Genomic DNA, 25,781 nt, shown 5'->3' with positions numbered 1-25,781 from the left:
CGGTCTCATCTTCGGCTTGTCGCCATCCTGTACGCGTGCCGCAATGCTGGCATAACGCCGGTGCCAGTATCGGCTGTACATACCATCGCCTACTTCACCGATGCTTTAGCGCCAATATGGGACATTCCCTTGGTTGAAGGGCAGGTGCTAAAGAAGAAGCGCGTTCCAATTAGCCCGGAGTTGCAGGCGGCGATCGATGAGTTGGTCGGGCGAGCTGTTTTTTTGGCAGGAAATGTCCGCCACGTACCCGTCGACGGTTCTTGGTCGTTAGATGCCGACTACTCACTGAACGCTGTACTCGGCCGACGTATTGTCGATGCAATGGATCGAGATCTCGAATATCGGCGCGAGCTAGCTTTTGTACAGGAAGTTGTGCTGGCGCTTGCGGGATTGGGCGTTCCCGGTCTCTCCGTTGCTGCGCAAGCAGATGCAACCTACAGTGATCCGAATATCGATTTTGGGGGGATTGTCGACCTCGACAACAGCGAGGAGATCACAAGGACGAGTCAGGTGACGAAGAAGTTCGCGGAACTTGTAGGTCAGAATCACCGACTCACGGAAGCCGAGCTCACTCACCTGTACGTCCGCCATCTCTACTCGTTGCTCAGGGGGAGAAGTGATTGACAGTTGGGGAGGCGACGCATGGAGTCCCGAGGCGTTGCTGGACACGGTACAGCAGTTCCTTGGGGTCGGGCTGAACTCTGACCTCTCCGATGAGATTCGCTTCCTGGGCGGCGTAGCCACCCTTATCAGGAAACGACTGGTGCGAGGAGAGCTGAACCACGCGCCGAGGCGCCCGGCTGTCTTCTTTTTGCATCCTGAGCCGCTAGACGTGTCGAGCGCCGACAAGGGCCAGTTTTTTCCGATGCTGGACAATGGCCTAGACCCTGTATCTGGGCGACTCTGGTTCTTGAATAAAGTTGCCAACTGCGGCACGGCCATCGAGGTGCAGTCGGAGAATGACGCTGATCTCTTCAGCATGGTGGTGGAAGAACTCGGCGTAGGAGAGGCTCCAGCTGTGATTCTGGATACCCGTACGCCAGAACCCGAAGCTCGGTACTACCCTAAAGGGCTCGGCAGCCCGGGTGAATGTAGACTTGTGCGGATTGACGTCACGCACGTCTCGGTTGACGACGTGTTCGAGGTCATCGATCGGGTTTACGAACAGCAGCTATGCACCCCGGATGTCCAGGGTAACGCTGGCAAGCTCTGGGAAGGCGACAGTACTCGGGGATGGGCGGTAAAGAACGCAGAGGACAAGGTTTCGGTCGTAATCCGCAGCGGCCTTAGCGGGCACTTCATCGGATGCTTCATCGAAGCGGAGCAGGTTCAACCTGAGGGCAGGCTCGACATTCTCATCAAGGAACCCTCCCTTAACGATAGGGCCCAGCAAACCTTGCACGCCGTCCTTGAGTTGAAGGTCCTCCGGGGGAAAAACTCATCAGGCACATCGGTTTCTGACGCATTTAATAAAGATTGGGTTGAGAAAGGCGTGCTACAGGCTTCTGAATATCGAAGAGGCAATGGTGCGCGTTTGGCGGCCCTTTGCTGCTTTGATATGCGATCTGCTCCGTCAGGCCAGGACTGCTTCAACCATGTACGAGAGTTGGCGGAACGACTCGAGGTGCGAGTCAAGTGCTGGCACCTCTTCTCCTCGTCCGAGAGTTACCGTAGATATAAAGCAATGATTACTCTGTCCAACGCCGGTTCATGAGTCCGCGAGGAATAACTTGTCTAACCCAGCCGAAGTAGTCGCGGAGCATTACCGCTCGCTAGAGCGGAAATGGGACGTGTTCGACCGTAGTTCGGACTACGGGCGACTGGTCGTGCCGGCGGGGAATAACGATGAACCTTTCCACCGCTGGTTTAAAATGAAGGAAGCCTACTCCTTTGGCTTATTTGAGAGGCTCATTAAGGATTCCGGAGATCAGTCGTCCGGTCCTTTGAGGGTACTCGACCCCTTCTCCGGTAGTGGCACTACGGCCATTAGTGCCACAAACCTTGCAATTGAGCGCAAGCTTGACTCGCACGTCACGTTGATCGAGCGAAATCCCGTTCTCCGTATCGTTGCGGAAGGGAAGGCGGCGGGCCTTCTTGGTGGCGCAAAGGTCGCTAGGGCTATTGAGAATATATTGCCTTCGGTGCTTGAAAAACACGCCGCAATGATGGGCGGAAGGCGAAGGATCTCAACGGCCTCGGTAACGCTGAACAACAGGTCGTACTATCCGCCATCCCATAGGCGGTCTTTGCTGGCGCTCAGCCAAGCGGTGCGCTCGGTGGAAGACCGAGATGCCCGACTAGTGCTTCAGACGTGTGTTGCATCCGCCGTGGAGCCGTCCGGTCGGCTGCGCCGAGACGGTCGTGCGCTCAGATACACCCCCGAACGTCGTCCGGCCTCGCCAATCGAGGCATTTTCGGCGGCACTCGACCGATGCCTCGAAGACCTGAAGTCCGTCGGCGAGACCGAGACTTCGTCTTCTGTGACCGTGTTGGAAGGCGACGCTCGAGAATCGGATCGGTGCGCTGCTGGGCCTGCCTACGACTGGATCGTATTCTCACCTCCGTACCCAAATAACATCGATTACACAGAGGTCTATAAGACGGAGGCTTGGGCACTCGGTTGTTTCGATAGCGTTGAGGCAATGAAATCGCAGCGGCTTGCCACTGTTCGCAGCCACACAAGTCTCTACTTTCCGGACGAATATACCTTTCGGTCACTTGATGTTGCGAACGAAGTTCAGAAGCTCATTGACCCACTGCTGAATGCCGTGCCGTCAGACCGCTACGAACGAGGACGACGCCAGCTTATTGCAGGATACGCTGACGACATGCTGCGCGTGTTTCAGTCACTCCGGAAGCTTGTGCACGCTGAGTCACGCCTTGTGTTTGTTGTCGGCAACTCGGTACACGGCACCGGCGACAGCCGTTTGGTAATTGCTGCAGATATTCTCCTCGCAGCGTTGGCTGAACTCGTTGGCTGGCAGGTGGAGGAGATTCGTGTAGCGAGAGAGCTTCGACGGCGAACAGATGACTTGGGACACGCGAGGGAAAGCGTGGTTTGCCTCCGTCCCGCGTGACGCCACCTGCTTTCGACCCAAAGGGTGAGGGATCGTGCCCATCAGCCGCAGTAGGGCGGCAGCGGACGGGCCAGGTCCGGGGGAGCCAATGCGCCTCGCCTGCCCAAGGGGCGGGTTGGTGCGTCTGACAGCTGTCGGCATTGGACGTCAGCCGTGGGTGGAGCCTGCAGTGCTTGCGCGACATGCAGCGCTGGGAACTGCTGGCAGGTCGGAAGTGCTGGGTTGAGCGGTTGAGCTAGTGGCGGTCTCAGTCGTGGTCTCATACGGCTGCGTACAGGCAGGTTCGCCGGTATCACCTTGACAGTTCCGATCCTGCGGAAGGCCGTACACGAGCGGCGTTGAACAGCGGGTCGCAGACATCGAAAGCATGTTAGGTTCCCAGCCGTCCCATTTGTCGTCTCCTTCGGCCGCGCTCACATCGTCCGGCAAAGTCCCGCCCGGGACCAGCCCTGCTGCTCCTACGGCTTTAGATTTCGGTGAGCGCTAGACGGCAGGCCTGGAAATCGTCTCAGCATTGCCGAAACGTTCTCTCTTGGATCAAGGCGCCGCGCAAGCACGGCGCGGCCCGACACGCTCGGCCTGCTGGCGGCCTCCGGCCGGCATCGGCCGGCGCGTCGGGCCTAGCTTGGCTGATCTATGCCAAGGGACTCAGTTTCTTCGTTGCCACCAGCACCCTCATTTGGGCTCTCAGGATTGGGTGGGCATCCTGGCCGTGTCGATCGCCGGAGTGGACAGCCGCCGTCGATGTCGGGGCGATCGCTGCCGCGCCGCTTCGCGGCTTGCCACCGAAGGACGGGAGCCAGGCCGCGGGATGCCAGCACGAAACAAGGCCGCCCCCGACCGGTGGCCGGGGGCGGCGAGCCGTACGACGCCGGGCACGCAGGCCCGAGCGTTCGCGGCATTACCGGCCGCGGATACGCTTACCGAGGTCTGAGTCTGGATTGATGATGGCATCACAGACACGGTGGCCAGAGTCCTTGGCGCCGCCGGCGAACGAGAGTCCCCCACTCGCGGTGCGCTTAGCCGCCACCCCCTCCCAGTATTTCTCCTCGCGCTCCCAGCGAACTTGCCGAAGGAGCGAGTGGAGTTGTTCGCTGGTCAGTCGCGGCTCTTCTCTTGTCCAACTGGTCGTCCGATGAGCAGCGGCACCCACACCAGCAAGCACCGCGGGAGCCGTCAAGGCGGACCGCGTTGCGAGGTCATTGGAGAATGCCCGCACCAGGTTGGATACGGTGGTGGAGACCTCGTTCAAGGCTGCCTGCGGGTCAAGCCCGGAAAGGTCCGACTTCTCGATCGTGCCCGAAGTTGCCTCGATGCCTGGCTTGCCAAGGAGGACGGTGACACAGAGAGAGCGGAGTGCAGAGAGGGTCATCCACTCTGAATCATTCTGCCCTAGTTGGCGTTTGCGCGCGTTGACAAAGTGGCTGAAACTCTCCGTCTTGCCGTCGACGGAGACCTCCGTGATCGACAGTACCCGCTGAGCGATGGTTGTACCGAAGTCGCGTTGGTCCATCGAGAGCGCAAGAGTCTTGGCAACGGACACGCCGAACAAGTTCCGGTCATGGAAGATCTGCCGGGCGTCGCTGGTTGTGATGTCCCAATAGATCTCGAAAGCAACCGGCGTTCTACCGATCACCGCCTCGTCCAGGTCGAACGCTGCCGGATCATTCATGATGGCGTGCATTGCTGCAACCTGGGTCTCCCCATCGATGGCAACAATGGGAACTCCCAGAGGTAGCGAAGCGACACCGTCCACGGGTTCCAGCGATCGAGAGGACCAGAGGCAGATAGGGGGTGATGACCATGCCTTATCAAGTTCGCCTCGGAGCCCGGCTGCGATGTATGCGGCGTAAGGCTTGACGTTCCTGCCCTTAGCGGTTCCCTTTAGCAGGCGCTGCACCTCGGACCGCAACTCCGCATGTTCGCGTAGCTTCCGATCGCTGCGGAGGGCAGTTGCGTTCTCTTCTCTGACGGGGTCTGGCACGAGCGTCAGGAGTGTTCCCCAACTCATCACTCCGACGGCTGCATACGAGCGGAACGGCATCAGCCGGATGGGGACACCCTCTGAGACGGCAAAAGTCACGTTTCGGCCTTCCTGCGTGGTCTGCTGCCGCGACTGTACTCGCACGGCAATCGCCCCCGCAACCCCGCAGCCGGGCTAATCCGAACTGCGGGGTGGCTGGCCGAGCGGATTCGCTCCCCGCGGTTCCAGCAACTCGGAGCCGCGGGAGCTCTACGAGGATCCCTGATGATCTTTGTATCCCAGCTCCGATCGATGCTGGGATAGGCTGCGGGAGTCGACGGGACAACCACTATCCGGAGGGGCGGTCACGAACGGGCACCACCGCGCGCTGACCTGGCACCTTGGCAGTCGACGATCTTCGAACTGGCGGTGACGACCGGCGTGAGTGCGGACCATTAAACGACGGATCTTGGCTCAGCCGCCTCGGGCGACGTCCGTAGCAGCAGGTCAGCCGTTTGAAGATGGTTTCAGCCCTACTCCATTCCTAAACCGCGTGTCAGTACCGTGATCAAGAACGCGCCGCGGACTGTTCTGCGAGCGCCTCCGGCCGTTTCCGGCGGGTGCCGCCCGTCATACGAGAGTCAGCGGATCGTCAGCGAACGCCGTACCGCGTGGTCCGACTCGATCATGCTCGGCGGCACGACCGATGCGTCTGACCACGCGGTACGGCACTTGATCACACTCGCCGCTACGTCAGGTCACTTTCCCCCCGACGGGGGTCGTCCCTTTCCGGCGGAAGCGCTCCGACGCAGGTCACAGGTCGTCTCCATCCCCGTGTAGGCCGCTCTCCGCGGGCGAATTCTCGGCCGGAGGCAGCAAGAGGCAGCAGAGCTGTCAGGGGCCGCCAGAATCCGGGCGGCGAACAAGGGCAGCGACGACGCCACGGCGGTCCACGCAAGCTGACCGGCCGGCTGCCGTGTGCCTGGTCTCGCATCATGGGTGACGAAACCGCGTCGCAGGATGGTTGACGCTGGATCAAGATCGATAGATTCTGGTGCCTGGGCCGATGGGAGGCGACGCCGGCCCGGAGGGGACAGTTCGCGTTCCAGGGTTCACAGCCGTCGAATGACACGATGCGTGCTGTGAGTTGGCACTTGCTGGTGATGCCGCTGCGTAGGGCGGCCGAGGACGGCGGGCTTGAGTGGGCGGCTGGCGCTGAGTCGTCCTTTGGTCTGCCCGAGGAGCCGCCGGCGGCCTGTGAGCTGCCGACGGTGGCGCAGGTCCTGTCCGCGTTCCGGGAGGCCGGCTGTCACGGCGTGCCGTGGTTCCAGATCGCGGGGCATGATCTGACCTGGGATCTTCCGGGCTGCCCGGATCCAGCCACGTGCGTATCGAACGGCGGCCTGGACCTGGGCGAGGTCAGTCTGGGCGTCGTTGATGGCGCCGACGGTGACGAGCCGGTGGAGTTGGACCAGGCCGTGACCGACATCGGGTTCCGCAAACCCTCGGGCAGCGCCGTGTTGGCCACGGCGGTGGCGCTGGCGTCGCAGGCGGGGCCGCTGCTGGTGTTCGATGACAGCGGCGAGAAGGTGTTCGTAGTGTCGCCGGGCGACGATCCGACCCACCTGGCTAGGCACTGGCCGTGGTAGCCACGCCACCATGGCGGCATCCGCCTTCGACGCCGATGCTCACCGGCGACACGCAATCTGCCCTCGACCCGATGGCCGGGGACGGTGAGCCGTGCCCGTCGGAGAACCACGCACTCATCGGCACCATGCCAGCCATGCGCCAGTAGCCGAGGTCCCGGCGGTCATGATCGGTTAGCACGGCAGCGCCGGGTGAGCAGGCGTTCCGAACGGTTCAGGCCAGCCGAGAAGTCCTGCAAACTGGGCGGTTCGGAAGGATCGATCAACGCTCCCGCGTCGAGGAAGTGGCGGCTGTGGCGAGCGCCTCCGCGACGCATTCGTAGTCCTTGACCAGCCGGCCGACCAGGCGCGGATCGGCCTCGAATGCCTGGACCAGCCCACGCACCAGGTCGCGAACCCTGTCCTCGTGCGACGGGTGACGGTTACGAGCATGCCGCCGATGGAAACTGTGCCAACGGCGTAGTCCGACATCGACGAGCCGCTCACGGTCGTCGGGTGAGGGGATGGGGCACCCCTGATCCCACAGGTCGGCCAACGCCGTCAATGCGACTGCGCGAGTTGGTTGGGTCACCCCCGCCTCCCCGTCGTCTCCGACGACTCCTCGCGACCGTACAGCCATCCGTGCCAACAAGCCGACCGTCAACCATGGAGGATGAGCGGCGACAGCAGACAACCTCGCGGGGCCGGTCGCGACGACTGACAGTCGTGCGGCCAGCCGACCGACGAGCGCTGAATGTGGGCGGCAGCGGCCGACAAGCGGTGCAGGTCAGCGGCGACCAGCGACAACGGCCAACAAGTGTTGTGATCTTTGTGAGGCAGGGTAGGCGCTCACACGCTGGCGGACCGCCCTGCGGGCGGCCTCCGGCCGTCCTCGGGTGCCCGCAGCGCCGCCTCCTGCCACAGGTGCGACAGCAGCGGGTTCACCTCCTCGGGCCGTTGTCGGTGCGGTGAGTGATCCGCACCGGCGACCTGGTGGAAGCGGGCGCCGATCCGCTCCGCGACGACTCGCGCCGTGGCCAGCAGTGACTCCCCGGTCGCCGAACGGTAGTCCGCCGGTGCGGTCTCCCACGTGCCGGCGAGCACCAGCTTCGGGTACTTCGCCGGGCGGAGGGCGTCAACCGGCACGTCGGCTTCCCAGCAGGGCCGCTCCCGCTGGGCTGTCTGCGCTGCCCGCAAGGCGAACTCGAACGGCTCGGGAATCGGCTCGTCGCTCCCGTCGTATGCCGCGCGGAGGTAGTCCTCCGCCGACATGGATCGTGACCCGGCCACGTACCGCCGGTTGGCTTCGAGCGCTGCGGAGACGACGGGATGGTCGGCCGCGACGGCGAGCGCGGCCGGCTCGATGAGCGCCAGCGAACCGACCCGCTCCGGACGGCGGATCGCGGCCAGCATGGCGACCACTCCGCCGTACGAATGCCCGACGAGGTGGCTCGGTCGGTCCATCAGCGCGACGATGTCGTCGGCGTCCACGTCGTAGTCGCTCTGTTCGACGTCGGGGCTGGCGCCGAAGCCCCTCCGGTCCACGACGAGGATCCGGTGGTGTTCCGCGAGCGGCCGCTGATGCGCGAATGCCGCCAGGCCCCACGTCATGGTGCCGTGCACCAGGATCACCTGGTCGCCGCACGCCTCGTGCTCGTCCCAGACCGTCACGTGTATCGGCAGCACGGCCCTGAGCGTACTGAGGCGGGCGGCTCCCGCGCTGACCCCGCATGCCCGATCGGGGGGTTCAGCGAGGCGGTGACAGTGGATCGTCAGTGGTCGCCGTACCTCGTGGCGACTCTCGATCGTGCCCGACCGGCACGACCGGCGCGTCTGACCACGCGGTACGGCAACTGATCATGTCAGGCAGTTGCCCGGACGCGAATGTCGGCGGCGGCGGAGAGGGCCACCAGGCCGAGCGTGGCGACTCCGAGCGCAGCGCCGATCCAGGCGATCGCGGGATAGTCGAAGCCGGCGTCGATCGCCAGGCCGCCGAGCCACGGCCCCGCCGTGATGCCGACGTTGAAGGCGGAGACGTTCATCGCGGCGGCGAGCGTGGGCGCCTCGGGTGCGAGCGCGAACGCGCGACTGTTCAGGGTGGGGTTGGTGGCGAAGCCGAACGCGCCGAGCAGGAGGATCGCGGGCACGGCCAGCGCGGGCACGTCGGTGGCCAGGGCGAGCAGCGTCGAGACGGCGACGAGCCCTCCGACCCCCGCCTGGAGGGTGCGGACGGGATGCGCGTCGGCGGTTCGGCTGCCGATGGTGATGCCGGTGAACGCGCCGATCCCGTAGAGGGCGAGCACCGCGGGGACCCAACCCGGCGTCAGGCCGGTCGTCTCGGTCAACATGGGGGCCAGGTAGCTGAACGAGACGATCAGCGCGGTCGTGGCGAGGGCGGTCGTGGCGTACAGCAGCCAGACCTGAGGGTTGGCCAGGGCGCGAAACTCGGCGCCGAGCCGGGGAGTGCGCTGCGGGTGCGGACGTCCACCGGGGATGGTGGTGATCACTCCGACGGCCGCGAGGGCGGAGAGCACCGCCACCGCCCAGAAGGCCGCCCGCCAGCCGAGGTGCTGCCCCACGACCGTGCCGGCGGGGAGGCCGACGACCGTGGCGACGGTGAGGCCGCCGGCCACGATTCCGATCGCCCGGCCCCGGGCGGTCGGTCCGGCGAGGCCGACGGCGGTGACCACGGCGACCGCCCAGAAGCCGGCGTACACGAAGGCCCCCACGATCCGGGTGGCGAGCAGCACCGCGTAGTTCGGTGTCAGCGCGCCCGCGACGTGTGCGGCGGCGAAGATCGCCAGGAACGTCAGCAGGGCGGTGCGACGCGGCCAGCGCAAAGTCACCACCGCGAGAACCGGGGCGCCCACCAGCATGCCGCCGGCGAACGCGGAGATCAGCAGCCCGGTGTGCGGGATCGACACGCCCAGGTCGGCGGCCATCTCGGGAAGCAGGCCGGCGAGCATGAGCTCCGACGTGCCCTGGGCGAATATCGCCAGGCCGAGGACGTAGACGGCTAGCGGCATCGAGGTGCCTCCTCGTAATGAACTGATCGGTCCAAAATTAAGGCGCGGAAAGGTGGCGGCAGGCGCCGCCACTGTCAGATCGCGTCGAGCGCGGTGTCGGCGATCGCCCGCAGGCTGGCCGGATCGGCGCCGCCGCGGGCGAGGACGCGCATCCCGCTGATCGTGGCGACGACGAAGCGGGCGAGGGTTGCCGCGTCCTTGTCCGCGTCGATCTCCCGCCGGCGCTGGCCCGCCTCGATCGCCTGGCGGAGGGCCGTCAGTCGCCGATCCTGGTCGCGTTCGAGCCGGGTGGCGATCCCCGCGTCGTGCGGCGCCAGCTCGATCGTGGAGTTGACCACCAGGCAGCCGACCGGATCTCCGGGCTCGGTCTCGGCGGCCCGCCAGAGGAGGGTCCGAATCTTCTCCCGAGCCGGCAGGTCGCTCTCCAGCAACTCGACGATCGAGGCGGTGCGGCTGGTCATGTAACGCAGCAGCGTCTTCTCGAACAGCTCGTGCTTGCTCTTGAAGGTGTTGTAGATGCTGCTCCGGCCCAGCCCGGTCGCCTCGCACAGGTCGTCTGTCGAGGTCGACTCGTAGCCGGCGGCCCAGAACGCCCGCATGGCCGCATCGAGCACCCGGTCCTCGTCGAACGCCTTCGGTCGCGCCATGCCGGTACCGTAGCAGTTCTGGAACATGAGGTACAGAACCGCCCCGGTTCAAGTGTTCCATCGGCCGGCGCCGCTCGCCTGCTGGCCGTCACGGCCAGGTCCTGGCCTGGGCGTCGAAGACCTCCGGCGGGCTCTCCACCGGCAGGACACAGACCAGGTGCCCGCCGGGCACGCGCAGCACGCGGCACTCCTGCCACCGCGCGACCCGGGTGGCGCCGAGGGCGAGCAGCCGGGCGGTCTCCGCCTCGACGTCGTCGGTTTCGAAGTCCAGGTGGAAGCGGGGCGCGTCGTCAACCACCTGCACGGCGGCGACCAGCCCGGGCAGGGCCTCGTGCAGGCCGATGAACTGCGGATACTCGGCGTCGGGCTCGGCCGGGACGCCGAGGGCGGCCGACCAGAACGCCGCCGCCTGAGCGGCCTCCGCCCGCGGCGTGTCGATCAGGATGGCGTACACGCGGCTGCGGTGCATGCAACGCAGGCTATCGATTCCGTACGGCCGGCGGCCATAGCAGATCGACTCGCTCTGCGGGCGTTGTCCACAGGCGCCGAAGTTGTCCACAGGTGGCCGGCGAGGGACGGCGGTCGGCGACCGGTCAGGGGCAGGGTCACGGGACAGCAACCCAGGAGCCCGACCGCTGGAGGCCGCGATGCCACCCCGTACCTCCGTCCCGCCGCACCGGCGCCTGCCGCTGCTCGTCACCTCGGACGGCGACCTGCTCGACGACCTGCTCCGGCTCGCCGCGGCGGGCGGCGTCGAGGTGGAGCTCGCCGCCGATCCGGCGGCGGCCCGGACCCGCTGGCTGCCCGCGCCGCTGGTGCTGGTCGGCGCCGACCAGGCCCAGCAGTGCCTGCGGGCGCGGCTGCCGCAGCGGCCACGGATGGTGCTGGTCGGCCGGTCCGGTCAGCCCGATCCCGGCTTCGAGGTCGCCGAGCTGATCGGCGCCGAACACGTGGCCGTCCTGCCGGCGGCCGAGCCTTGGCTGGTCGACCGGTTCGCCGAGTGCGGCCCGGACGGCGTCGATCGGGGCGGGGCCCGGATCACCGCCGTACTGGGCGGACGCGGCGGCGCGGGCGCGAGCATCCTGGCCGGTGGGCTCGCGGTGACCGCCGCGCGCGCCCGGCTGCGCACCCTGCTCGTCGACGCCGACCCGCTCGGCGGCGGGCTCGATCTCGTGCTCGGCTGGGAGCAGTTGGAGGGGCTGCGGTGGCCGGCGCTGACGGACGCCGACGGCCGGGTGGACGCGCCGGCGCTGGTGCGGGCCCTGCCGAGCCGGGGCGACCTGGTGGTGCTCTCCTGGGACCGGGGCGACCTGCTGGCCCTGCCCGCCCAGGCGATGGCGGCCACGATCGACGCCGCCCGGCGCGGCCGGGACTTCGTGGTGGTGGACCTGCCCCGGCAGTTGGACGACGCCGCAGTCACCGCCCTCCAGGCGGCCGACCAGGTGTTCGTCGTCGTACCGGCCGAACTGCGGGCCACCGCCGCAGCCGCCCGGGTGGTGGCGGCCGCCGCGCCGCACTGCGCCGCGATGTCGGTGATCGTGCGCGGGCCCGCGCCGGGCCGGCTCGGGGCCGCCGAGGTGGCCCGCGCCCTGGGGCTTCCGCTCGCCGGCACACTGCGCCCGGAACCGGCGCTGGCCCGGGGGCTGGAGCGGGGCGAGGCGCCGGCTGCCCACGGTCGGGGTCCCCTCGCGTCCCTCTGCCAGCGCATCGTCGCCGATCTGACGGCCGCGCCCGCGGCGGGTGCGGCATGACCGGGCCCGCCGAGGGCGACACCCTCGCCGCGCGGGTGCGACAGCGGATCGCGGCGGCGGCCGCTCCGGTCACCCCCGCCGCGATCGTCTCCGCCGTACGCGCGGAGCCCACCGCCGCCGTGCTCGGCGACACCGCCCTGCTGCGGATGGCCGACCGGGTGCGCGACGACCTCGTGGGAGCCGGTCCGCTCGCCCCGCTCCTGGCCGACCCGGAGGTCACCGACGTGCTGGTCAACGGCGTCCGGGTCTGGGTGGATCGCGGGCAGGGCCTGCACCAGGTCGCGGTGCCGGTCGGCACGGTGGACGACGTGCGCCGGCTCGCCCAGCGGCTGACCGCCAGCGCGGGCCGGCGGCTCGACGACGGCTCCCCGTACGCGGACGCGCGGCTGCCCGACGGCACGCGGCTGCACGCCGTGCTGCCGCCGGTGGCTACCGACGGGCCCTATCTGTCCCTGCGGACGTTCCGGCAGCGGCCGTTCACCCTCGACGAGCTGGTGCGCCAGGGGACGGTGCCGCGGCCGGTGGCACCGGTGCTCTCCGCCGTGGTGGCGGCCCGGCTGGCGTACCTGGTGGCCGGCGGTACCGGTTCGGGCAAGACCACACTGCTTAACACGCTGCTCGGGCTGGTGCCGGCCACCGAGCGGATCGTGCTGGTGGAGGACGCGGCAGAGCTGCACCCCCGGCACCCGCACGTCGTCGGACTGCAGGCCAGGACGGCCAACGTCGAGGGCTCCGGCGCGGTGGGGCTTACCGATCTGGTCCGGCAGGCGTTGCGCATGCGGCCCGACCGGCTGGTGGTCGGCGAGTGCCGGGGCGGGGAGGTCGTCGACCTGCTCGCCGCCCTCAACACCGGCCACGACGGCGGCGCCGGCACCCTGCACGCCAACGCCCCGTCGGACGTGCCGGCCCGGCTGGAGGCGCTCGGCATGCTCGGCGGGCTGCCCCGCCCCGCGCTCCACGCCCAAGTGGCAGCCGCCCTCCAGGTGGTGCTTCAGGTGCGGCGGGGCGAGCGGGGTCGGGTGCTGGAGTCGCTGTGCCTGCTCCTGCCCGAAGGGACGGACCGCCTCGTCGCCGCCGTTCCCGCATGGACACGCGGGCGCGGCCTCGGTCCGGCCGCCCGTGAACTGGCGACGCTGCTGGGGGAGCGTGGCGTGCCGGTGCCACCGGTCCTGCGCGAGCCCTGGCCCGGGTCGGCGGGGCCACAGTGAGCGCCCCGTACGCACTGGTGGCGCTGCTGTCGATCGTCTCGGCGGTGGTCGTGGTCAATCTGCTGGGTGGCCTGCGGGGCCGTCGGCGCGTGCTCTCCGGCGGGGCGTACCGGAAGGCGGGGGCGGACGACCCGCTCGTCGACTGGATCACCGAACTGCGGCAGGCGTCCGGCCCGGACCGCCGTCCCACCAGTGCGGACAGCGCCACTCCTGCGGGCCGTGTCAATCCTGCGGGCGGTGTCACCCCGCCGACCACTGCGTCGGGCCGCGCCATTCCTGCGGACCGCGCCATTCCTGCGGACCGCGCTACCCCTCCGGGCAGCGCCATCCCTCCGGGCCGGGTCACCCCTCCGGGTGGCACCATTCCGCCGGGCCGGGTCAGCCCGCCGGGCCGGGGCGCCCCTGCGGACGGTGTCGCCGCGGCACCTGCCGCCGACGCTGCCGGGGCGCCGACCGGGCGGCAGGCGGAACATGACGTCGTGTTCGAGGCGGCCGCGCCGGCGGCCCCGCCCGCCGTCGTTCGGGTTGCCGCCACGCACGACACGTCCGCAGGGCGCGATCCGGGTGGCGTGGCGCAGTGGCGGCTGCGCAACGTGGCGGACCGGCCGGCCTGGTCCTGGCCCGCCGGCGGGCACCCGGGCCCGTCCCGGCCGGCGGGACCGGCCCGACCCCCGGCCCGCCGGGACGCGCGACGCCCCGCCGGTACACCCGCCCCGACGGCGGCCCGCCGGCCCCACAAGCGGGACGCCGTCCCGGCCGACGGGGGAGGCCGGAGCTGGCCGGGCGTGCTGAGCGGGTCGCCGAGGCGCACGCTGCTGCTGGCGGGGCTGGTCGGTGCCGTGGCCGGTCTGTCGCTGGCCGGGCCGGTCGCGGCGGTGGCCCTCGGCGGCTACGGCACGCTTGCCGTCCGTGCGCTGCTGCGGCGACAGTCGGGCCGGCGTGCGGACCGGGCGCGGCGGCACCGGTTGGACCAGCTCTGCGGGCTGGCCGCCGACCTCCGCGCCGGCCTGCCGGTGCCGGTCGCCGCCGAGCGAATCACCCTCGGGCAGCCCGGCCCCCTCACCGGGAGCGGCCGGGACGATGCGGCTGCCGGCGACGGGCGGGACGGCTCGGACCGACTGGAGCGGCTGGCCCGGGCGGCCGTACGTCTCGCGGACCGGACGGGCGCACCGCTGGCCGAGCTGCTGGAGCGCATCGAGGCGGACGCCCGCTCCACCGACCGGGGGCTCGCTGCGGCGGACGCCCAGGCGGCCGGGGCGCGAGCCACCGCGCTGCTGCTCGCCGCCCTGCCGCTCGGCGGCATCGGGCTCGGCTACGGCATCGGCGTCGATCCGGTGGCGGTGCTGTTGCACACCCCGGTCGGCGGTGCGTGCGCAGTCGCCGCCATCGTCCTCCAGATCGCCGGACTGTTCTGGGCCGAACGGCTGGGCGTGACCCCGGGGCGGGCGACCTGATGTCTCGCACGGTGCTGGTGCCGGCCTGCCTGGCGATGGTGGCTCTGCTCGTCGTGGCGTTCCTCGCGGGACGGCGGCCCCTGCGCCGGCTGCGCGCGCTGGGCGCGGCGCCGCCCGGCGTACGCCCGGCCGGCGCGACCCACCGGCAGGCCGGTTCCGGGGCCGGTGACGACACGCCGGAGGCCGCGCGGTCCTGGCGACGTCCGGACGCGATCCGGCTGGCAGCCGGGCTGGGTGGCCTGGCCGTGGTCGTCGTCCTCGACGGTTGGCCCGGGCTCCTGGCAGCCGGGCCGGCGGCCCTGCTGCTCGATCGGTTGCTGCGCCGGATCGAGCCGCCGGCCGTACGCAGGCGACGACTGCGCGAGGCCGCCGACCTGCCGCTCGCCGCCGACCTGCTGGCGGCGGCGATGCGGGCGGGAGCGCCGGTGGACAGGTCGGTCCTGGCCGTGGCGGAGGCGCTCGACGGGCCGCTCGCCGACCGGCTCGCCCGGGTCGGCCGGTTGCTGCGACTCGGCGGCGGCCCCGACGAGGCGTGGGAACCGCTGGCGTCGGTGCCGGGGGCGGAGCGGCTCACGGCGGCCGTCCTCCGCTCCTCGAACAGCGGCGCCGCGCTGGCCGGCGCGCTGACCCGGCTCGCCGACGACCTGCGCGCCGACCGGTCCACGGCCGCCGAGGCGGCGGCCCGAAGGGCCGGCGTGCTCATCGTGCTGCCGCTGGGGCTCTGCTTCCTGCCGGCCTTCATTCTCGCCGGCCTGGTGCCGGTGGTCGTCGCCGTCCTCGGCGACGTGCTCTGATCACCATCGAGAAAGGACAGCCACGTGCGCAAACTCCTCTCCCGCCTGCGCGGGGACGCCGGGATGAACACGGCGGAGTACGCGGTCGGCACCCTCGCCGCGGTCGCCTTCGCGGGGATCCTGCTGAAGGTGCTGACCTCCGGCAACGTGCAGTCCGCGTTGACGGCCGTCATCGACCGGGCGCTCAAGTGAACCGGCGCCGGCCGGCCGGCCGCGACCGGGGATCCTTCACCGCCGAACTGGCGGCCGGCCTGCCGGCGCTCCTGCTGCTCCTGCTCGCCGGGCTGACCGCGGTGAACGCCGTCGGCACGAGGGCGGGCTGCCTGCACGCTGCCCGGGAGGCGGCGCTGGCCGCCTCCCGGGGCGAGGACGGCGCGACCGCCGCCGGCAAGGCGGCCCCGGCGGGTGCCGAGATCACGGTCACGGTCGACGGCCAGCGGGTCACGGCGACCGTGCAGGCGCCCGTACGCGCGCTCGGCGCGCGACTGCCCCGGATCACCGTGGCCGCCACCGCGGTCGCCGCCGTGGAGCCCGGCGTCCCGGCGGCCGGACCGTGACCAGCCCGGCGTCGGCGGACCAGCCCCGCAACCCGGCGACGAGCCGCGGTGCAACCGCCGGGGAACGCGGTGGGGCGACGATCTGTCTGCTCGCCGTCGGGCTGGTGTTCGTCCTGGTCGGCCTGTTCGGGGCGGCCGTCGGCGCCGCGCAGACCGCTCGCCAGCAGGCCCGGGTCGTGGCGGACCTGGGCGCGCTCGCGGGTGCCGGCCAGGCACTCCAGGGCGAGCCGACGGCCTGTCGCCGGGCCGCCGAGATCGCCGCCGCCAACGGCGGGTCGCTGCTCGCCTGCCGGCTCGACGGCCTCGACGTCCTGGTGACCGCGGAGGTGGCGGTGACGCCGCTGCCGGGCCTTGCCCGGGTGGCGACGGCGACGGCCCGGGCCGGCCCGGTGCGGGGCTGACCAGGGACGGAACAGCTCCTGACCGGGTCGGGGTAGACCCGACCCGGGTTGGACCAGAGGCGAAGCAGATCCTGACCGGGTCGGGCGGGGGGCCGGGTCGGGCGGGGGGCCGGGTCGGGCGGGGGGCCGGGTCGGGCGGGGGGCCGGGTCGGGCGGGGGGCCGGGTCGGGCGGGGGGCCGGGTCGGGCGGGGGGCCGGGTCGGGCGGGGGGCCGGGTCGGGCGGGGGACCGGGTCGGGCGGGGGACCGGGGCGGGGCGACGGAGGGGCGTATCCCGGCGCCGGGCGGGTCAGCGTGCCTGGAGGGCGTCGAGGGCGATGGCCATCGCGATCACCAGCCGGCGGTCGACCTGCGGGTGCTGTACCTGGACGACGTACCGGTCGCGCAGGCCCCACTGCTTGATCACCGAGAAGACGGGCTGACCGTCGGCGACGAAGTCGAAGTGGTACGGCAGCCAGGACAGCGAGTCGACGAACCGCCGCAGCAGCGCCACCGGCAGGCTGCGTTCCTGGCCGGTGATCTGCGGCAGCCCGGCCTGCTCGACGTGCCAGGTGGACCTGAGCAGCGACTGGGCGAAGTCCTTGCGGAACTGGCCGATCGGGTCGCCGGCATGGTCGGTCACGTCGTACGTGGCGCCGATGTCGAGGCGCTGGCGCGCCTTGAAGCCGAGGAGCGGCTGCTGCTTCGAGTCGTCGGTGTAGATCGTCACCTGCTCCTTGAAGGCGAGCCGCTTCTGCTGGGCGAACGCCAGCATCCCGCCTTCGGAGCCGTCCGGTGCCACGGAGTGGACCTCGTACTGGTTGACCATCATCCGAAGCCGTTGCCGGATGTGGAACTGCTGCTGGGCCTGCAAACTGTCGGGCTGCATCAGATCTCCTTCGAGGGGTGCGCCGGAGTGTCGCACAGGCTCAACCGATCCGCCCGCCCACAGGTCGCGTGCAGCCCGGCACCGACACACCATGCCCATCGCCGCTGGCACGCCGCCCGGCGGCATCCGTCGAGAGCGGCAGCGAGTGCCTCACCTCACCGACTACCGCTCATGAGCCACCGCGTGACCACTGACCACCCGCCGCCTGGTCGGCCACCGTGTGACCACCCGCCGCCTCAGCGGCCACCGTGTGACCACCCGCCGCCTCAGCGGCCACCGCATGATCGATCGACGCTCCGACGCTCCGACGCTCCGACGCTCCGACGCTCCGACGTTCCGACGTTCCGACGTTCCGACGTTCCGACCCCCGATGCCTCGACGGCCGGCGTGTCATCGGCCGCCGTCGACGGTTGCCTTCAGCGCCCAGGCGTTCAGCACCTGGTGGATGCTGCGCAGCCGTTCGTTGATCTGCTCCAGCCGCTCCGCCTGAGCCAGGGAGGCGAGCGCGGAGCCGAGGGCGATCAACTGGTCGGGCGTGAGGTTTTCCTGGTCGATCGTGTAGAGCAGGTCGACGGTCTCCGCGATGGTGTCGGCCACGACTCCTCCTTCGGCGGGAAGGACGGCTAGGGATCCTCGAGCGCCGATGGAAGCGCTCCCATGAACCCTTGCCCCGCGAGCGGAGGTTCTATGCCTGCGTTCCCGTGCCGTCCGCGGCAGGCGCGTCCCCGGCGGGCGTGCGAGCGACGTTGTCGTCGGCGCGGCGGGGCGCCGGTACGCCGTCGGGCAGGTTGGCCAGCACCACGTCCAGCACCTTCACGGCGTCCGGCTTCGACAGCGGGTTGTTGCCGTTGCCGCACTTGGGCGACTGCACGCAGGACGGGCAGCCCGCCTCGCAGCCGCACTCGGCGATCGCGGCCCGGGTGGCCCGCAGCCAGGCGGCCGCCGTCCCGTACGCGCGCTCCGCGAAGCCCGCCCCGCCCGGGTGCCCGTCGTAGACGAAGACGGTCGGCGCCTCGGTGTCCGGGTGCAGCGCCGTGGAGAGCCCGCCGATGTCCCAGCGGTCGCAGGTGGCGGTCAGCGGCAGCAGCCCGATGGCGGCGTGCTCGGCGGCGTGCAGCGCGCCCGGCACGTCGGCCGGCTCGACGCCGGCGGCGGTCAGGGACTGCGGCGACAGGGTGAACCAGACCGCCACCGTGCGCAGCTCGCGGGCCGGCAGGTCCAGCGGGCGCGTGTCGATGACCTCGCCGGTGGCGATGCGCCGCCGCTGGTACGACACCACCTGGCTGGTGACGTCGACCTCGCCGAGGAAGAGGCCGACCGGCCCCGCGTCCACGTACGAGCGGACCGACACCACCGACAGCGCGGTGACGTCGCGCGCGTGGGTGGACCAGTCGGGCTCCTCGGGGTGCACCAGCGCGCACCCGTCGGCCAGGTCGAGCGAGTCGACCACGTACGAGACGCCCTGGTGCAGGTAGACCGCGCCCGGGTGGAGCAGGAAGTGGGACGAGCCACCGTCGACGGTGCCGAGCAGCCGCCCGGTCGCGGCCTCCACCACGCAGACCGGCGCGCCGCCCTCGCCGCGCAGGTCCACCTCGGGCCGCTCGCGGTGCCGCCAGTACCAGCCGGTCGGCCGCTGTCGCAGCGCCCCCGCCGCCACGAGCTGGTCCACCGCCTCCTTGGCCCCGTCGCCGAAGAGTTCCAGGTCGGCCGGGGTCAGCGGGGCCTCGACCGCCGCGCAGGCGAGCTGCGGCGCCAGCACGTACGGGTTGGCCGGGTCGAGCACGGTGGCCTCGACGGGCCGCCCGAACAGCGCCTCCGGGTGGTGCACGAGGTAGGTGTCAAGTGGGTCGTCCCGGGCGACCAGCACGGCGAGCGCCTCCTGCCCGGAGCGCCCCGCCCGCCCGGCCTGCTGCCACAGCGACGCCCGGGTGCCCGGATAACCGCAGATCAGCACCGCGTCGAGCCCGATCAGGTCGACGCCCAGCTCCAGCGCGTTGGTCGAGGCCAGCCCGAGCAGGTCGCCGTGCAGCAGGGCGCCTTCCAGCTCGCGTCGCTCCTCGCGCAGGTAGCCGGCCCGGTAGGCGGCCACCCGGTCGCCGAGGCCGGGCACCGCCTCGTCGAGGGCGCGGCGGGCGTTGGCCGCGACCACCTCGGCGCCGCGCCGGGACCGCACGAACGCCAGCGTGCGTACGCCCTCGGCGACCGTGTCGGCGAGCAGGTCGGCGGTCTCCCGCAGGGCCGACCGGCGGACCTGGGTGAGGTCCGCCGCCGGGTCGGCGGCCGAGTCCGGCGGCAGCAGCGGCGGCTCCCAGAGCGCGAAGGTCACCCCGCCGCGGGGCGAGGTGTCCTCCGTGACGGCGGCCACGGGCAGCCCGGTGAGCCGCCCGGCCGCCGTCGCCGGGTCGCCGGAGGTCGCCGAGGCCAGCACGAAGACGGGGGTACGCCCGAACCGGGCGCACTGCCGCCGCAGGCGGCGCAGCACGTGCGCGACGTGCGAGCCGAAGACCCCGCGGTAGGTGTGGCACTCGTCGATCACCACGTACGCGAGCCGGCGCAGGAACCCGGACCACTGGGCGTGCCCCGGCAGGATGCCGTGGTGCAGCATGTCCGGGTTGGTGAGCACGAACCGGGAGTGCCGCCGGATCCACTCCCGTTCGGCGCGCGGGGTGTCGCCGTCGTAGCAGGCGGGGCGTACCCCCTCCAGCTCCAGCGCGGCGACGGCGCGCAACTGGTCGGCGGCGAGCGCCTTCGTCGGGGCCAGGTAGAGCACGGTGGCGCGGGGGTCGGCGAGCAGGGTGGCCAGCGCGGGGAGCTGGTAGGCCAGGGACTTGCCGGACGCGGTGCCGGTCGCCACCACGACGTGCCGGCCGGCGTACGCCAGCGCGGCGGCCTCGGCCTGGTGCCGCCAGGGCGCGACCACACCGCGCCGGGCGAACGCCGCGTGCAGCTCCGCCGGCGTCCAGTCCGGCCACGGCGCGGGCTCGCCGGCGCGGGCCGGCACCCGTTCGACGTGGGTGACCGGGTCGGCGCCGCCCCGGGCACGCAGCCGGGCGAGCAGGTCGGCCGGGGATCGCCCGGGGCCGGCGCCCGCGGATACGGTGGCAAGGGACGACGACCCGACGTCGTGGCGCGGCGTCGGGTGCGCCGAGCCGAGGTCGTCGAAGGTCACGTCCTGCACTCTCGCACTGGTGTTCGGAGATGGAAAGCCGGGGCCCGGGGTAAGAAAGGGCCTCCGCCGGTGAGCAGAGCCGGTGTCCGGCGGGGATGGTTAGATGCCCAGGAGAGTTTACGGCTCTTGCGAGGGAGGACCGATGGAGCTGTCGCTGGCGACCCGCACCGTGGGCGAGCACACGGTGCTCGAGGTCGGCGGTGAGGTGGACGTCTACACCGCCCCCCGACTGCGCGAACGGCTCCTCGAACTGATCGACGGCGGGGCCCGTCACGTCGTGGTCGACCTGGGCCGGGTGGACTTCCTCGACTCCACCGGCCTGGGCGTGCTGGTCGGCGCGCTCAAGCGGCTGCGCTCGGCCGGCGGTTCGTTCGCGCTGGTCTGCGACAAGGAGCCGCTGCTCAAGATCTTCCGGATCACCGCGCTCGACCAGGTCTTCCCGCTGCACCCCACGGTCGACGCGGCGATCGGGGCGGGCCCGGCCGGCGCTGGCGCGTGATGGCGACGGTCCGGCTCTCCTTCTCGCCGGCTCCGGTGCACGTGCGCACCGCGCGCCTGGTCGGCGTGGCGGTCGCCCGGCGGGCCGGGGTCCGCGAGGACCTGCTCGACGAGGTGCGGCTGGCCATCGGCGAGGCGTGCACGCGCGCCGTCGCCCTGCACCGGCAGTACGGCGTCTCCGACCCGGTGCTCGTCGAGATGTCCGACGGCGGGGCGTACGCGGTGCGGGTCGTCGACCGCGCGCCGATCGAGGCCGGCCTCGGCCTCGCCGCGCTGGACGCCGACCAGCTCGCCAACGAGTCGCTCAACGAGGACGATCTCACCACCGGCGTCGGCTTCGCGCTGCTCGCCGGCTTCGTCGAGGATCTCCAGGTCCGCCCGGTCGACGAGGGCATCGGCACCGAGGTGCGGATGGTCTGGCCCGTCGGCCGCTGAGCGACCGCCCCGCGAGCGGGGCCGAACCGCCCCCTCTCCGGCTGAGGGGGCACGACCCCGCCCTCCGGTGAGGGCGTCGTACGCAGTCAGGCCGCGTCCCGCCAGGGGCGCGGCCTCCTTGTCATGGACGGACCCCTATATCAGATTTTTTCTCATAGCACAGCGACGAAGATCATCGAGACACGGTGCCCCCTCGGTGTGACCTCCGACACTGTGGAGGGCTACAGTACGCGGGTTGTCAGCAAGTGATCGCATCCCGCAACCATCGGGAACGGTGCTCATCGCTGGTCCGCCGGGGTGGGGTGGCGCGCGCTTGCGGCTCCGCATCCAGGCGTCGGGCCGGTGCGTCTCCACCGGCCGACGCGAGCGTTCGGTACAGGAGGACACAGATGTCCGACACCTTGGCCGCCGAGGGCGGCGGGATCTCCCTCACCGGAAACAACGTCACGTACGTCGTCATCGCCGCGGTGATCGCGCTGGTGGCGCTCGCCTTCGCCGCCGCGCTGACGAAGGCCGTGCTGGCAGCCGGCAAGGGCACCACCAACATGCAGGAGATCTCCGGCGCGGTCCAGGAGGGCGCCTCGGCCTACCTGCTCCGACAGTTCCGTACCCTGGCGATCTTCGTCGTCGTCGCCGTGGTACTGCTCTTCCTGCTGCCGGTGCACGACACCGACGGCAGCGAGACGGCGGTGAAGATCGGCCGGTCCGCCTTCTTCGTCATCGGCGCGCTGTTCAGCGCGTTCATCGGCGGCGCCGGCATGTGGCTGGCCACCCGGGCCAACCTGCGGGTCGCCGCCGCCGCCCGGGAACGCGAAGGGGGCCGCGAGGCCGCCATGAGGATCGCGTTCCGCACCGGCGGCGTGGTCGGCTTCCTCACCGTCGGCCTCGGCCTCTTCGGCGCGGCGCTGGTCGTGCTGTTCTTCCGGGCCGACGCGCCGACCGTGCTGGAGGGCTTCGGCTTCGGCGCCGCGCTGCTCGCCATGTTCATGCGGGTCGGCGGCGGCATCTTCACCAAGGCCGCCGACGTCGGCGCCGACCTGGTCGGCAAGGTCGAGCAGGGCATCCCCGAGGACGACCCGCGCAACGCCGCCACCATCGCCGACAACGTGGGCGACAACGTCGGCGACTGCGCCGGCATGGCCGCCGACCTGTTCGAGTCGTACGCCGTGACCCTGGTCGCCGCGCTGATCCTCGGCCGCGCCGCCTTCGGCGAGCAGGGCCTGGTCTTCCCGCTGATCATCTCCACCATCGGGGTGCTCGTCGCGATCATCGGCGTCTTCATCACCCGGCTGCGGGCCTCCGACCGCAACGGTCTGACCGCCATCAACCGGGCCTTCTACATCTCGGCCCTGCTCTCGGCGGTGCTGGTCGCGATCGCCACGTACGCGTACCTGCCGGCCACGTTCGCCGGGCTGGAGGGCGGGCTCACCGACGTCGACGAGAACCCGCGGGTGGTCGCGATCGGCGCGGTCGTCATCGGCATCGTGCTGGCCGCCGCGATCCAGGCGCTGACCGGCTACTTCACCGAGACCAACCGGCGCCCGGTGCAGGACATCGGCAAGAGCTCGCAGACCGGCCCCGCCACCGTCATCCTCGCCGGCATCAGCGTCGGTCTGGAGTCGGCGGTCTACTCGGCGCTGCTGATCGGGGCCGGCGTGTTCGGCGCGTTCCTGCTCGGCGGCAGCTCCATCACGCTCTCGCTGTTCGCCGTGGCGCTGGCCGGCACCGGCCTGCTCACCACCGTCGGCGTGATCGTCGCGATGGACACGTTCGGCCCGATCTCCGACAACGCCCAGGGTGTGGCGGAGATGTCCGGCGACATCGACGAGCACGGCGCCCGGACGCTGACCGAGCTGGACGCGGTCGGCAACACCACCAAGGCGATCACCAAGGGCATCGCGATCGCCACGGCGGTGCTCGCCGCCACCGCGCTCTTCGGCTCGTACACCGACACGCTGCGCACCGCGTACTCCGACGCGGGGGTGGGCGACGTCGGCGCCGAGATCCTCAACTCGCTGAACGTGGCGAACCCGCGCAACCTGGTCGGCCTGATCATCGGCGCGGCGGTGGTCTTCCTCTTCTCCGGGCTGGCCATCAACGCGGTCTCCCGCTCGGCCGGCGCGGTCGTGATGGAGGTCCGCCGGCAGTTCCGCGAGCTGCCCGGGATCATGGACCGCACCCAGCGGCCCGAGTACGGCAAGGTCGTCGACATCTGCACCCGGGACGCCCAGCGCGAGCTGATGACCCCCGGTCTGCTCGCCATCCTCGCGCCGATCGCGGTCGGCTTCGGCCTCGGGCCCGGCGCGCTGGCGGCGTACCTGGCCGGCGCGATCGGGGCCGGCACGCTGATGGCGGTCTTCCTGGCCAACTCCGGCGGCGCCTGGGACAACGCCAAGAAGCTCGTCGAGGACGGCGCGTACGGCGGCAAGGGCTCCGAGTCGCACGCCGCCACGGTCATCGGCGACACCGTCGGCGACCCGTTCAAGGACACCGCCGGCCCGGCGATCAACCCGCTGATCAAGGTGATGAACCTGGTCTCGCTGCTGATCGCGCCGGCCGTGGTGGCCTGGAGCGTCGGCGACGAGCGGAACACCGGCCTGCGGGTCGGCATCGCCGTGGTGGCGACGCTGATCATCGTGGCGGCGGTGGTGTTCAGCAAGCGCAAGGGCGTGGCGATGTCCGACTCGGGCGCCGGCACCGGCGCGGGCAGCCCGGACCAGCGGCCGGAGACGGTCAACGCCTGATCCGTACGGCGTCCGGTCCCCGGTCGGCCCGCGTGGCCGGCCGGGGACCGAACCGTGGGCCCGGCAAACCTGACCGGTGCCCCGGCTCGACAGAGGCCGTACGCTGCATCGCATGCGCACGTGCCGGGCGACAGCCGCCGGAAAGCTCACGGTGGTCCTGGCCACGCTCGTCCTCGTGGCCGCCGGCTGCGGCGGCGGGCCCAGCCCGCAGGCGTGGGCCGCCTCGGTCTGCTCGGCGCTCACCCCGTGGCGGGCCGAGATCAGCAAGCTGACCAGCAGCACCGACCAGCAGATGACCGCCCAGACCACCCCGGCGCAGGCGAAGGAGAACCTGGTGCGGCTCTTCGGCGGCGCGGAGCAGGCCAGCGAGACCGCCCGGCGCAAGGTCGAGCAGGCCGGCATCCCGGAGGCCGAGCACGGCGCGGAGGTCTCCGAGGGCTTCCGCGCGTCCCTGGCCAAGATGCGCGACGCGTACGGCAGGGCCCGGGACACCATCGACGGGCTGAGCACCGGCCAGCCCGCCGCCTTCTACGACGGCGTCCGCGCCGCGGTGGAGACCCTCAACAAGGAGTACGACGCCAGCGCGCTGGACACCAGCCGACTCAACTCCGAGGAGTTGAAACGGGCCTTCGACGAGGTGCCGGAGTGTCGCTGAGCGGGACCGGTGAGCCGACCGACGGGCTGACGCCGCCCGCGCTCTTCCCGGCCCCCGCGCTCTTCCCGGCCCCCGGGCCGGACCGGGTGGCCCCCGCGCCCCGCCGTGCCGCCCCGCCCCCGCCGGCCGACCCCGACGACTCCGCCCGGCAACTGCCCTTCTTCGCCGCCGACGCGGCCGACCCGTCCCTCGCCGATCTCGCCGGGCTGCTCGCCGGTCCCGGCGAGGTCGTCAGGATGGGCGGCACCGCCCGCCTGTCGGTGGTCGTGGACGCCGCGTGGCGGGTGCACGTGCTGGTCGCCGAGCTGGCGTCGCGCGGGGTGGCGGCCACCTGGGAGGCGACCGCCGACGGGCGGCACGCGGTGCGCACCTCGTACGCCCGCACGCTCAAGCCGCTCGCGGTGGCCTGGCTGCGCGGCGCCGCCAAGCGCCCGCCCGCCGGGTTCCACCTCAACGGCCGGCGGCTGCGCCTCTGGCTCGCGGCGGCGGGGGTGGCCGAGCCGCCCGGCTTCCTGCTCCGGCTCGGCGCCGCCGACGAGGAGTGCTGGGAACCGGTCGGCGGCGCGCTCGCCGCGGTCGGCCTCTCCGGCGCGCTCCTCGGGCCGGGCGACGGCGGCCCGGCGTACCGGATCGCCGGCCGCCGCCGCCTCGCCCGCCTGGCCGAGCTGGTCGGCGACCCGCCGCCCGCCGCTCCGGCGGAGGCCTGGCCCGGCCCCGCCTGACCACGGTGAAGGCGGCGCGCCCGAGCCGGGCGTAGTCGAGGGCGGCGCGCCCGAGCCGGGCGGAGTCGAGGGCGGCCGGCCGCGCCTTGGGTGTCTGAGTTGGGCGGATCCGATGGTGGTCCGCCGAGCCGGCTGCCCCGGCCGGCCGCCGCGGGTGTCCGATCAGGGACAGCCGGATGCGGGAATCC

Annotated in this window: 25 protein-coding genes; 16 read left to right on the top strand and 9 right to left on the bottom strand. The window is 71.2% G+C overall.

Going from position 1 to position 25,781, the window contains the following annotated elements; translation table 11 throughout:
* Nucleotides 1-60 precede the first annotated feature (60 nt).
* From GA0070606_RS31960 to GA0070606_RS31950, 3 genes are all read left to right on the top strand, one after another.
* Nucleotides 61-624, top strand: a complete 564-nt coding sequence (locus tag GA0070606_RS31960) for a hypothetical protein (RefSeq protein WP_141721681.1) — start codon at nt 61-63, stop codon at nt 622-624.
* The gene (locus GA0070606_RS31955; protein ID WP_141721679.1) at nt 617-1,714 is read left to right on the top strand and encodes a hypothetical protein; all 1,098 of its coding nucleotides are present in this window, start codon (nt 617-619) and stop codon (nt 1,712-1,714) included. The genes GA0070606_RS31960 and GA0070606_RS31955 overlap by 8 nt, the downstream gene beginning before the upstream one ends.
* Nucleotides 1,715-1,790: 76 nt before the next feature.
* Entirely contained in the window at nt 1,791-3,077 is a 1,287-nt protein-coding gene (locus tag GA0070606_RS31950; protein ID WP_141721677.1) for a site-specific DNA-methyltransferase, read from the top strand.
* 901 nt (nt 3,078-3,978) lie between these two features.
* On the opposite strand, the gene GA0070606_RS13960 is transcribed toward GA0070606_RS31950, so the two are convergent.
* Nucleotides 3,979-5,088 (bottom strand): DNA sulfur modification protein DndB, encoded by a 1,110-nt coding sequence (locus GA0070606_RS13960; protein WP_245724944.1) that lies wholly within the window; start codon nt 5,086-5,088, stop codon nt 3,979-3,981.
* Nucleotides 5,089-6,182: 1,094 nt separating this feature from the next.
* Here GA0070606_RS13960 and GA0070606_RS13955 point away from each other — a divergent pair.
* Nucleotides 6,183-6,689, top strand: a complete 507-nt coding sequence (locus GA0070606_RS13955) for a hypothetical protein (RefSeq protein WP_091099158.1) — start codon at nt 6,183-6,185, stop codon at nt 6,687-6,689.
* A gap of 259 nt (nt 6,690-6,948) precedes the next feature.
* On the opposite strand, the gene GA0070606_RS13950 is transcribed toward GA0070606_RS13955, so the two are convergent.
* From GA0070606_RS13950 to GA0070606_RS13930, 5 genes are all read right to left on the bottom strand, one after another.
* The gene (locus tag GA0070606_RS13950) at nt 6,949-7,221 is read right to left on the bottom strand and encodes a hypothetical protein (RefSeq protein ID WP_245724681.1); all 273 of its coding nucleotides are present in this window, start codon (nt 7,219-7,221) and stop codon (nt 6,949-6,951) included.
* Between the two features lie 293 nt (nt 7,222-7,514).
* Nucleotides 7,515-8,351 (bottom strand): alpha/beta fold hydrolase, encoded by an 837-nt coding sequence (locus GA0070606_RS13945; protein WP_218106015.1) that lies wholly within the window; start codon nt 8,349-8,351, stop codon nt 7,515-7,517.
* A 176-nt stretch (nt 8,352-8,527) separates the two neighbouring features.
* Nucleotides 8,528-9,691: a Cmx/CmrA family chloramphenicol efflux MFS transporter gene (locus GA0070606_RS13940; protein ID WP_091099145.1), complete on the bottom strand. Its 1,164-nt coding sequence runs from the start codon at nt 9,689-9,691 to the stop codon at nt 8,528-8,530.
* Nucleotides 9,692-9,765: 74 nt separating this feature from the next.
* A complete protein-coding gene (locus GA0070606_RS13935) occupies nt 9,766-10,338 on the bottom strand; it encodes a TetR/AcrR family transcriptional regulator (RefSeq protein WP_091107710.1) in 573 nt (190 codons plus the stop codon).
* 88 nt (nt 10,339-10,426) lie between these two features.
* Nucleotides 10,427-10,807: a VOC family protein gene (locus GA0070606_RS13930; protein ID WP_091099141.1), complete on the bottom strand. Its 381-nt coding sequence runs from the start codon at nt 10,805-10,807 to the stop codon at nt 10,427-10,429.
* 178 nt (nt 10,808-10,985) lie between these two features.
* On the opposite strand from GA0070606_RS13930, the gene ssd reads away from it, so the two are divergent.
* From ssd to GA0070606_RS13895, 7 genes are all read left to right on the top strand, one after another.
* The gene (gene ssd, locus GA0070606_RS13925; protein WP_091099137.1) at nt 10,986-12,089 is read left to right on the top strand and encodes a septum site-determining protein Ssd; all 1,104 of its coding nucleotides are present in this window, start codon (nt 10,986-10,988) and stop codon (nt 12,087-12,089) included.
* Complete coding sequence (locus GA0070606_RS13920) at nt 12,086-13,297, top strand: TadA family conjugal transfer-associated ATPase (protein ID WP_091099133.1); 1,212 nt, start codon at nt 12,086-12,088, stop codon at nt 13,295-13,297. The genes ssd and GA0070606_RS13920 overlap by 4 nt, the downstream gene beginning before the upstream one ends.
* Nucleotides 13,298-13,776: 479 nt before the next feature.
* A complete protein-coding gene (locus GA0070606_RS13915) occupies nt 13,777-14,751 on the top strand; it encodes a hypothetical protein (protein ID WP_425413047.1) in 975 nt (324 codons plus the stop codon).
* The gene (locus GA0070606_RS13910; RefSeq protein WP_425413046.1) at nt 14,751-15,545 is read left to right on the top strand and encodes a type II secretion system F family protein; all 795 of its coding nucleotides are present in this window, start codon (nt 14,751-14,753) and stop codon (nt 15,543-15,545) included. The genes GA0070606_RS13915 and GA0070606_RS13910 overlap by 1 nt, the downstream gene beginning before the upstream one ends.
* Before the next feature lie 63 nt (nt 15,546-15,608).
* Nucleotides 15,609-15,737 carry a DUF4244 domain-containing protein gene (locus GA0070606_RS13905; RefSeq protein WP_208418639.1) on the top strand — a complete coding sequence of 43 codons (129 nt, stop codon included), beginning with the start codon at nt 15,609-15,611 and terminating at the stop codon, nt 15,735-15,737.
* Entirely contained in the window at nt 15,734-16,102 is a 369-nt protein-coding gene (locus GA0070606_RS13900; protein ID WP_091099124.1) for a TadE family type IV pilus minor pilin, read from the top strand. Before GA0070606_RS13905 ends, GA0070606_RS13900 begins: the two co-directional genes overlap by 4 nt.
* Nucleotides 16,099-16,503 carry an Rv3654c family TadE-like protein gene (locus GA0070606_RS13895; RefSeq protein ID WP_091099119.1) on the top strand — a complete coding sequence of 135 codons (405 nt, stop codon included), beginning with the start codon at nt 16,099-16,101 and terminating at the stop codon, nt 16,501-16,503. The genes GA0070606_RS13900 and GA0070606_RS13895 overlap by 4 nt, the downstream gene beginning before the upstream one ends.
* A gap of 288 nt (nt 16,504-16,791) precedes the next feature.
* On the opposite strand, the gene GA0070606_RS13890 is transcribed toward GA0070606_RS13895, so the two are convergent.
* The 3 genes from GA0070606_RS13890 to GA0070606_RS13880 all read right to left on the bottom strand — a co-directional run bounded on the left by GA0070606_RS13890 (nt 16,792) and on the right by GA0070606_RS13880 (nt 20,548).
* Entirely contained in the window at nt 16,792-17,370 is a 579-nt protein-coding gene (locus tag GA0070606_RS13890; RefSeq protein ID WP_091099116.1) for an LURP-one-related family protein, read from the bottom strand.
* A gap of 390 nt (nt 17,371-17,760) precedes the next feature.
* Nucleotides 17,761-17,967 carry a hypothetical protein gene (locus tag GA0070606_RS13885; RefSeq protein ID WP_091099113.1) on the bottom strand — a complete coding sequence of 69 codons (207 nt, stop codon included), beginning with the start codon at nt 17,965-17,967 and terminating at the stop codon, nt 17,761-17,763.
* An 88-nt stretch (nt 17,968-18,055) separates the two neighbouring features.
* Nucleotides 18,056-20,548: a DEAD/DEAH box helicase gene (locus GA0070606_RS13880; RefSeq protein ID WP_425413045.1), complete on the bottom strand. Its 2,493-nt coding sequence runs from the start codon at nt 20,546-20,548 to the stop codon at nt 18,056-18,058.
* Nucleotides 20,549-20,681: 133 nt separating this feature from the next.
* On the opposite strand from GA0070606_RS13880, the gene GA0070606_RS13875 reads away from it, so the two are divergent.
* The 5 genes from GA0070606_RS13875 (at nt 20,682) to GA0070606_RS13855 (ending at nt 25,593) form a co-directional block, all read left to right on the top strand.
* Nucleotides 20,682-21,038, top strand: coding sequence for an STAS domain-containing protein (locus GA0070606_RS13875; protein WP_091099109.1), 357 nt, complete (start codon nt 20,682-20,684; stop codon nt 21,036-21,038).
* The gene (locus tag GA0070606_RS13870; RefSeq protein WP_091099106.1) at nt 21,038-21,472 is read left to right on the top strand and encodes an ATP-binding protein; all 435 of its coding nucleotides are present in this window, start codon (nt 21,038-21,040) and stop codon (nt 21,470-21,472) included. The genes GA0070606_RS13875 and GA0070606_RS13870 overlap by 1 nt, the downstream gene beginning before the upstream one ends.
* A 389-nt stretch (nt 21,473-21,861) precedes the next feature.
* Nucleotides 21,862-24,216, top strand: a complete 2,355-nt coding sequence (locus GA0070606_RS13865) for a sodium-translocating pyrophosphatase (RefSeq protein WP_091099102.1) — start codon at nt 21,862-21,864, stop codon at nt 24,214-24,216.
* A 112-nt stretch (nt 24,217-24,328) separates the two neighbouring features.
* Nucleotides 24,329-24,871 carry a hypothetical protein gene (locus tag GA0070606_RS13860; RefSeq protein ID WP_091099098.1) on the top strand — a complete coding sequence of 181 codons (543 nt, stop codon included), beginning with the start codon at nt 24,329-24,331 and terminating at the stop codon, nt 24,869-24,871.
* Entirely contained in the window at nt 24,862-25,593 is a 732-nt protein-coding gene (locus GA0070606_RS13855; RefSeq protein ID WP_176737319.1) for a hypothetical protein, read from the top strand. The genes GA0070606_RS13860 and GA0070606_RS13855 overlap by 10 nt, the downstream gene beginning before the upstream one ends.
* The last annotated feature ends 188 nt before the right edge of the window (nt 25,594-25,781 follow it).

The organism is Micromonospora citrea, assembly GCF_900090315.1.
Classification (GTDB): domain Bacteria; phylum Actinomycetota; class Actinomycetes; order Mycobacteriales; family Micromonosporaceae; genus Micromonospora; species Micromonospora citrea.
Note: the sequence above shows the minus strand (reverse complement) of the source record. Positions and strands in the feature narration are given on the sequence as shown.